Source organism: Streptomyces sp. S6 (assembly GCF_054880855.1).
This window is the reverse complement of the sequence record NZ_JBTYMC010000016.1, coordinates 42,728-48,972: the sequence shown is the minus strand read 5'-3', so window position 1 is coordinate 48,972 and position 6,245 is coordinate 42,728. Positions and strand designations below refer to the sequence as shown.

At 72.1% G+C, this 6,245-nt stretch carries 8 protein-coding genes; 5 read left to right on the top strand and 3 right to left on the bottom strand.

Annotated features, from left to right (window positions below; all coding sequences use genetic code 11):
* Together ACVNF4_RS04205 and ACVNF4_RS04200 are read left to right on the top strand one after the other, a co-directional pair.
* Window positions 1–773: acyl-CoA dehydrogenase family protein (locus ACVNF4_RS04205; RefSeq protein WP_461801280.1), on the top strand; the 773-nt coding region annotated here is incomplete at its 5' end.
* An 18-nt stretch (window positions 774–791) separates the two neighbouring features.
* Window positions 792–1,190, top strand: coding sequence for a RidA family protein (locus tag ACVNF4_RS04200; protein ID WP_461801279.1), 399 nt, complete (start codon window positions 792–794; stop codon window positions 1,188–1,190).
* A 13-nt stretch (window positions 1,191–1,203) separates the two neighbouring features.
* Here the strand turns inward: ACVNF4_RS04200 and ACVNF4_RS04195 are convergent, their stop codons facing one another.
* A complete protein-coding gene (locus ACVNF4_RS04195) occupies window positions 1,204–1,377 on the bottom strand; it encodes a DUF5999 family protein (RefSeq protein ID WP_461801278.1) in 174 nt (57 codons plus the stop codon).
* 322 nt (window positions 1,378–1,699) lie between these two features.
* Here ACVNF4_RS04195 and ACVNF4_RS04190 point away from each other — a divergent pair, with 322 nt between their 5' ends.
* Window positions 1,700–2,131: a DUF6299 family protein gene (locus tag ACVNF4_RS04190; RefSeq protein ID WP_461801277.1), complete on the top strand. Its 432-nt coding sequence runs from the start codon at window positions 1,700–1,702 to the stop codon at window positions 2,129–2,131.
* 55 nt (window positions 2,132–2,186) lie between these two features.
* Here ACVNF4_RS04190 and ACVNF4_RS04185 read toward each other — a convergent pair whose 3' ends face one another.
* Window positions 2,187–3,716 (bottom strand): helix-turn-helix domain-containing protein, encoded by a 1,530-nt coding sequence (locus ACVNF4_RS04185; protein WP_461801276.1) that lies wholly within the window; start codon window positions 3,714–3,716, stop codon window positions 2,187–2,189.
* A 116-nt stretch (window positions 3,717–3,832) separates the two neighbouring features.
* Between ACVNF4_RS04185 and ACVNF4_RS04180 the strand changes: the two genes are divergently transcribed.
* Entirely contained in the window at window positions 3,833–4,435 is a 603-nt protein-coding gene (locus ACVNF4_RS04180) for a short chain dehydrogenase (protein ID WP_461801275.1), read from the top strand.
* Here the strand turns inward: ACVNF4_RS04180 and ACVNF4_RS04175 are convergent.
* Complete coding sequence (locus ACVNF4_RS04175; protein WP_461801274.1) at window positions 4,425–5,309, bottom strand: Vgb family protein; 885 nt, start codon at window positions 5,307–5,309, stop codon at window positions 4,425–4,427. The genes ACVNF4_RS04180 and ACVNF4_RS04175 overlap by 11 nt on opposite strands.
* A gap of 129 nt (window positions 5,310–5,438) precedes the next feature.
* On the opposite strand from ACVNF4_RS04175, the gene ACVNF4_RS04170 reads away from it, so the two are divergent.
* Window positions 5,439–6,245: an SDR family oxidoreductase gene (locus ACVNF4_RS04170; RefSeq protein ID WP_461801273.1), complete on the top strand. Its 807-nt coding sequence runs from the start codon at window positions 5,439–5,441 to the stop codon at window positions 6,243–6,245.

Here is a 6,245-nt window from a genome sequence, read left to right as displayed (position 1 = left end):
GTGCCGGGGGTGCCGGGGGTGCCGTGGCCGTCGTCCGCGCCGGCCCGAGCGGCTGGCGGCTCGTCGGGGAGAAGTGCTGGATCTCCAACGCCCCCGAGGCCGACCTCTACACCGTCTTCGCCCGCACCGGCGGCCCCGGCGCCCGGGGCGTCACCGCGTTCCTCGTCCCCGCCGACCGCCCCGGACTGTCCGGCACGCCCCTCGACATGCTCTCCCCTCACCCCATCGGCACGCTCACTTTCGACGGCGTCCCCGTCGGCCCGGACGACGTCCTCGGCGAGGTCGGCCGGGGCTTCCGCGTCGCGATGGGCACCCTCGACCGGTTCCGCCCCAGCGTCGGCGCCTTCGCCGTCGGCATGGCCCAGGCCGCGCTGGACGCCACCCTCGACTGGACCTCCCGACGCGACGCGTTCGGCGGCAAGCTGCGAGACCTCCAGGCCGTCTCCCATCAGGTCGCCGAGATGTCCCTGCGCACCGAGGCGGCCCGCCTCATGGTCCACGCGGCGGCCACCGCGTACGACGCCGGCGACCCCGACGTCCCCCGGCGCGCGGCGATGGCCAAGCTGTTCGCGACGGAGGCCGCGCAGTACGTCGTCGACAAGGCCGTCCAACTCCACGGAGCGCGGGCCCTCCAGCGGGGGCATCTGCTGGAGCACCTGTACCGGGAGGTGCGGGCGCCGAGGATCTACGAGGGGGCCAGCGAGGTGCAACGGGGGATCATCGCGCGGGAGTTGTACGCGGAGTGGGGGAGGGGCGGCGGGGATGGAAGCTGAACGAGAGGGGCGTCGCGGATGAGTGTCGAACGCCTGAACCCCGCCGGCCTCTCACCCCCCTCCGGCTTCTCCCACGCCGTCGTCGCCACCGGCACCCGCCTCGTCCTCCTCGCCGGGCAGACCGCTCTCGACGTGGACGGGAAGGTCGTCGGGGAGTCGCTGGCCGAGCAGTTCGAGCGGGCGCTCGGCAATCTGCTGGCCGCGCTGGCGGCGGCCGGCGGCCGACCGGCCGACCTCGCGCGGGTCACGGCGTACGTCACCGACGTCCCCGCGTACCGGGCCGCGGCGCCGGAACTCGGCAGGATCTGGCGGAAGCTGGCGGGCCGCGACTACCCGGCGATGGCGGTCGTCGGCATCGTCCGGCTGTGGGACGAGTCGGCGCTGGTGGAACTGGACGGGTTCGCGGTGCTCGACTGAACCGGGCGCGTGCTCAGGCCGCGACCAGCCGCCTCGTCGGCGCGATCACCCTGCCGTCGGGGAGCAGCTCGCCGGAGTCGTCGAAGACGATCGTGCCGTCGCACAGCAGCTCCCAGCCCTGCTCCGGGTGGGCGGCGACGACGTGCGTGGAACCCTCGGCGGTCCCGGGAACGGAGTGGGAACACATGGCGCACCTCCATGACGGGGGAAGCGGCCCGAGCGGACCGTCCCGCATACACAGACCATGCTCCCGTCACGAACTCATCGGAACGCCTTCACCGCGAGCGTGACAACACCAGGACAACTCCGCGACGGTTCACCGACGCTCGCGACGGATCTGAGGGGGTGCGGTCACGGCGCGTGCCGGGTGCCGCCGTACGGTCGTATCCGCGTCGACCGATGGCATGGACTCGGCCCCGGACCGCTCCCGCACGCCCCGAACCGGGTCGGTCACCCCGGTATCGCTGGAGGGGCACACCGGAACACCCCCCGAACCAGGAGGCACCCCCATGTCCTTCCGCTCCGCCCTCGGCCTGGCCACCGGCGCCGCGCTGCTCCTGCTCGCCGCCCCCACAGCCCTGGCCGCCCAGTCCGACCCGTCCGAGACGGTCACCGTCGACCCCGTGGCCCATCTCGCCGCCGACGGCACGGTCACCCTCACCGGCACCTACCGCTGCCTCGCCGCCGACGGCCCCGTCTTCGTCAGCACCTCCGTCGCCCAAGGCACCGGCGACCTCCGCCACGGCATCGGCGGCACCACCGCCATCTGCGACGGCACCGACCACACCTGGACCAACACCGGCAGACCGTCCCCGTCCTCCCTCACCCCCGGCGAGACGAGAGTCGAGGCGACCCTGATGGAACTCGCCCCGGAGGGCGGCCTGCCCCTGCCGCGGTTCCATGCCCGCGAGAACGAGCAGATCACCCTCGCGGCCGACTGACCCCACACCCGAGGGGGCTGCCTCGCGGAAAGACGTCCGGCAGCCCCTTCTGTCCCTAGATGTCCCGGAAGATCTCGATCTGCGCCCCGATCGAGTTCAGCCGCTCCGCGAGATCCTCGTACCCCCGATTGATGACGTACACGTTCCGCAGGACGGACGTCCCGTCGGCGGCCATCATCGCGAGGAGGACGACGACGGCGGGGCGCAGGGCGGGCGGGCACATCATTTCGGCGGCACGCCAGCGGGTGGGGCCCTCGACCAACACCCGGTGGGGGTCGAGGAGTTGGAGGCGTCCGCCGAGGCGGTTGAGGTCGGTGAGGTAGATCGCGCGGTTGTCGTAGACCCAGTCGTGGATGAGGGTCTTGCCCTGCGCGACGGCCGCGATCGCCGCGAAGAAGGGGACGTTGTCGATGTTGAGGCCGGGGAACGGCATGGGATGGATCTTGTCGATCGGCGCCTCCAGCTTGGAGGGACGGACCGTCAGGTCGACCAGCCGGGTACGGCCGTTGTCCGCGACGTACTCGGGCGTACGGTCGTGGTCGAGCCCCATCTCCTCCAGGACCGCCAGCTCGATCTCCAGGAACTCGATCGGCACCCGGCGCACGGTCAGTTCGGACTCGGTGACGACGGCGGCGGCCAGCAGGCTCATCGCCTCGACCGGGTCCTCGGACGGCGAGTAGTCGACGTCGACATCGATGTCCCGCACGCCGTGCACCGTCAGCGTCGTCGTCCCGATCCCCTCGACCTCGACGCCGAGCGCCTCCAGGAAGAAACACAGGTCCTGGACCATGTAGTTGGAGGAGGCGTTGCGGATGACGGTGACGCCCTCGTGCCGGGCGGCGGCCAGCAGCGCGTTCTCGGTGACCGTGTCCCCGCGCTCGGTCAGCACGATCGGCCGGTCCGGGCGGACCGACGGGTCGACGACCGCGTGGTACTGCCCCTCCGTCGCCGCGATGTCCAGACCGAACCGGCGCAGCGCGATCATGTGCGGCTCGATCGTCCGCGTACCGAGGTCGCAGCCGCCGGCGTACGGCAGCTTGAAGCGGTGCACCTCGTGCAGCAGCGGGCCGAGGAACATGATGATCGACCGGGTGCGGACGGCGGCCTCCGCGTCGATCGCCGCGAGGTCCAGCTCGGCGGGCGGGACGATCTCCAGGTCCACGCCGTCGTTGATCCAGCGGGCGCGGACGCCGATCGACTGGAGCACCTCCAGGAGCCGGTACACCTCCTCGATCCGCGCGACCCGCCGCAGGACCGTACGCCCCCGGTTCAGCAGCGAGGCGCACAGCAGCGCCACGCACGCGTTCTTGCTCGTCTTGACGTCGATCGCGCCCGAGAGCCGGCGTCCGCCGACGACCCTCAGGTGCATCGGGCCCGCGTATCCGAGCGACACGATCTCACTGTCGAGCGCCTCACCGATTCGGGCGATCATCTCAAGGCTGATGTTCTGGTTGCCCCGCTCGATGCGGTTGACAGCGCTCTGACTTGTGCCGAGCGCCTCCGCCAGTTGGCTCTGTGTCCAGCCGCGGTGCTGACGGGCGTCACGGATGAGCTTGCCGATGCGTACGAGGTAATCGTCTGCCATGAGGCTGAGGTTATCTCAGATATGAGATGGCGCCTGCCGGGAGGGCCGTTCGGGTGAACGGGTACGCCACGGAAACCGAGTACCCCGTCCACTGATCCCTTGTCATCCTCGGACACATGCGTGTACTCGTGATCGGAGCGACGGGAACGATCGGCCGGGCGGTCGCGGCGGCCCTGGACGAGGCCCACGAGGTCCTCCGCGCCTCCAGAACCGGCCCCCTCCGGGCAGACCTCACCGACCCCGCCACCCTGGACACCCTCCTCACCGAGGCGGGTCCCCTGGACGCGATCGTCTGCTGCGCCGCGAGCGGGCCGTTGATCCCCCTCACCGACCTCCAAGCCGTGGACGACGCCCGGTTCGCGGCCGGCCTGAACGCCAAACTCCTCGGCCAGACCGCCCTCACCCGCCGCGCCGCCACCCACCTCAGCGACGCCGGCTCCCTCACCCTCACGGCCGGCACCTTCCCCCACCCCCTCCCCGGCGGCTCCCTCGGCGCCCTCGTCAACTCCGCCCTCGAAGGCTTCGTCGCCCACGCCGCCCACGAACTCCCCCGGGGCCTGCGCCTCAACGCCGTCAGCCCCGGCTGGGTCCGGGAGACCCTCCACGCGATGGGCGACACCGTGACACCCGGCACCCCCGTCTCGGACGTGGCCCGGGTGTACGCCGACGCGGTCGAAGGGACGGCCACGGGGCAGGTGTTCCGGGTGACTACAGGGTGATGCGGGCCAGGGAACCGATCTCCAGGGCCGTCCAGAGGGTGCCGTCGGGACCCGGGGTGATGGCATGGGGTTCGGAGGAAGGGGTGGGGAGGGGGTACTCCGTCAGGTCCCCCTCAGGGGTGATGCGGCCGACACGGTTGGCCGCCCACTCCGTGAACCAGCAGGCGCCGTCGGGGCCGAGGGCGATGGCGTGGGGGCGGGAGGCGCGGTCGGGGAGGGGGTACTCCGTCAGGTCCCCCTCAGGGGTGATGCGGCCGATCTGGCCCGCGCCGATCTCGACGAACCACAGGGCGCCGTCCCCGCCCGCCGTGATGCCGACCGGGGCCGCGCCGGGGGTCGGCAGAGGATGGACGGTGACGTCGCCGTCGTACGTGACGGCGCCGATCGCGTTCGCCTGGTTCATGGTGAACCAGAGACGGCCGTCGGGGCCGGTGGTGACGGCCGAGGGGAAGGCGCCGGGGTCGGGGAGGGGGTACTCGGTGACGTGGCCCTCCGGGGTGATGCGGGCGATGCGGCCGGCGGCGGCCTCCGTGCACCACAGGGCGCCGTCCTCGCCGGTGACGATGCCGAAGGGGCCCGCGTTCGGAGTGGGCAGGGGGATGGCGGTGACCTTGCCCTCCGTGGTGACGCGGCCGACGCGGTGGCCCTGGAACTCGGTGAACCACAGGGCGCCGTCCGGGCCCGGCGTGATGACCGTCGGGCCGGTGCCGGGGGTGTCGAGGGGGTACTCGGTGATCTCGCCGTCCGGGGTGATCCGGCCGATGCGCCCGCTGCGGACCATCGTGAACCACAGGGCTCCGTCCGGTCCGAGGGTGATGCCGTAGGGGCCGGACTCGGGGGCGGGGACCGGGAATTCGGTGATGTTCACAGGCATGGGGGGTGATGGTAGGCGGCCGGCGTGCGACCGCGCCTCGCATTATCGGCCCACGTCAACGGCCCTTGACCTCAAGCTCGGTTGACTTCCTAGCCTGCGGATCATCCACGACCCAAGGAGAGTTGGACGATGATCCTCGTGACCGGCGCCACCGGAAACATCGGACGCGCACTGCTGGAGGAGCTGCGCGGCACTCCCGTGCGGGCCCTCACCCGGGACGCCTCCCGAGCGGGGTTCCCCGAAGCGGCCGAAGCGGTGGAGGGCGACCTCACCCGCCCCGAGACCCTCAACTCCGCGCTGGACGGGGTGCGTTCATTGTTCCTCCTGCAAGGAACCGGCGCCGAGGAGGAGATCCTCTCGCGCGCACGCCGGGCCGGCGTCGACGGCGTCGTCCTCGTCTCCTCCATCACCGTCGAGACGCACCCGCACCTGCCCGCCGCGCAGCGCAACCTCGCCGTCGAGCGTGCTCTGCGGGACAGCGGGATGAGCTGGACGATCCTGCGGCCGACACAGTTCGCGTCCAACACCCTCTGGTGGGCCCAGGGGATCCGGGAACGCGGCGAGGTCCGGGCGCCGTACGTCGACACCGGGCTCCCCACGATCCACCCGGCGGACGTCGCCGCCGTCGCCCACCGCGCCCTGACCTCCCCCGCAGCCCACCACGGCCGCACCCACCCCCTCACCGGCCCCGCCCGCATCACCGTCCGCGAACAAGTCGCCGCGCTCTCCGAGGCGTTGGGCCGCGACCTCACCCTCACGGAACTCACCCGGTCGCAGGCCCACGCCGAGATGACGTCCTTCATGGACGCAGGGACGGCGGACGCGATCCTCGATCTGACGGGGGGTGACGTGAACGAGGGGCTGCTCAGGGTGCGGGGGGCGGCGGGGCGGACGTTCCGGGAGTGGGCGGGGGAGAACGCGGACGCGTTTCGGTGA

Bases quoted from the DNA above. Each gene is read 5' to 3' on its own strand.
- ACVNF4_RS04200 (WP_461801279.1), top strand. From the start codon at position 792: ATGAGTGTCGAACGCCTGAACCCCGCCGGCCTCTCACCCCCCTCCGGC.
- ACVNF4_RS04195 (WP_461801278.1), bottom strand. From the start codon at position 1,377: ATGTGTTCCCACTCCGTTCCCGGGACCGCCGAGGGTTCCACGCACGTC.
- ACVNF4_RS04190 (WP_461801277.1), top strand. From the start codon at position 1,700: ATGTCCTTCCGCTCCGCCCTCGGCCTGGCCACCGGCGCCGCGCTGCTC.
- ACVNF4_RS04185 (WP_461801276.1), bottom strand. From the start codon at position 3,716: ATGGCAGACGATTACCTCGTACGCATCGGCAAGCTCATCCGTGACGCC.
- ACVNF4_RS04180 (WP_461801275.1), top strand. From the start codon at position 3,833: ATGCGTGTACTCGTGATCGGAGCGACGGGAACGATCGGCCGGGCGGTC.
- ACVNF4_RS04175 (WP_461801274.1), bottom strand. From the start codon at position 5,309: ATGCCTGTGAACATCACCGAATTCCCGGTCCCCGCCCCCGAGTCCGGC.
- ACVNF4_RS04170 (WP_461801273.1), top strand. From the start codon at position 5,439: ATGATCCTCGTGACCGGCGCCACCGGAAACATCGGACGCGCACTGCTG.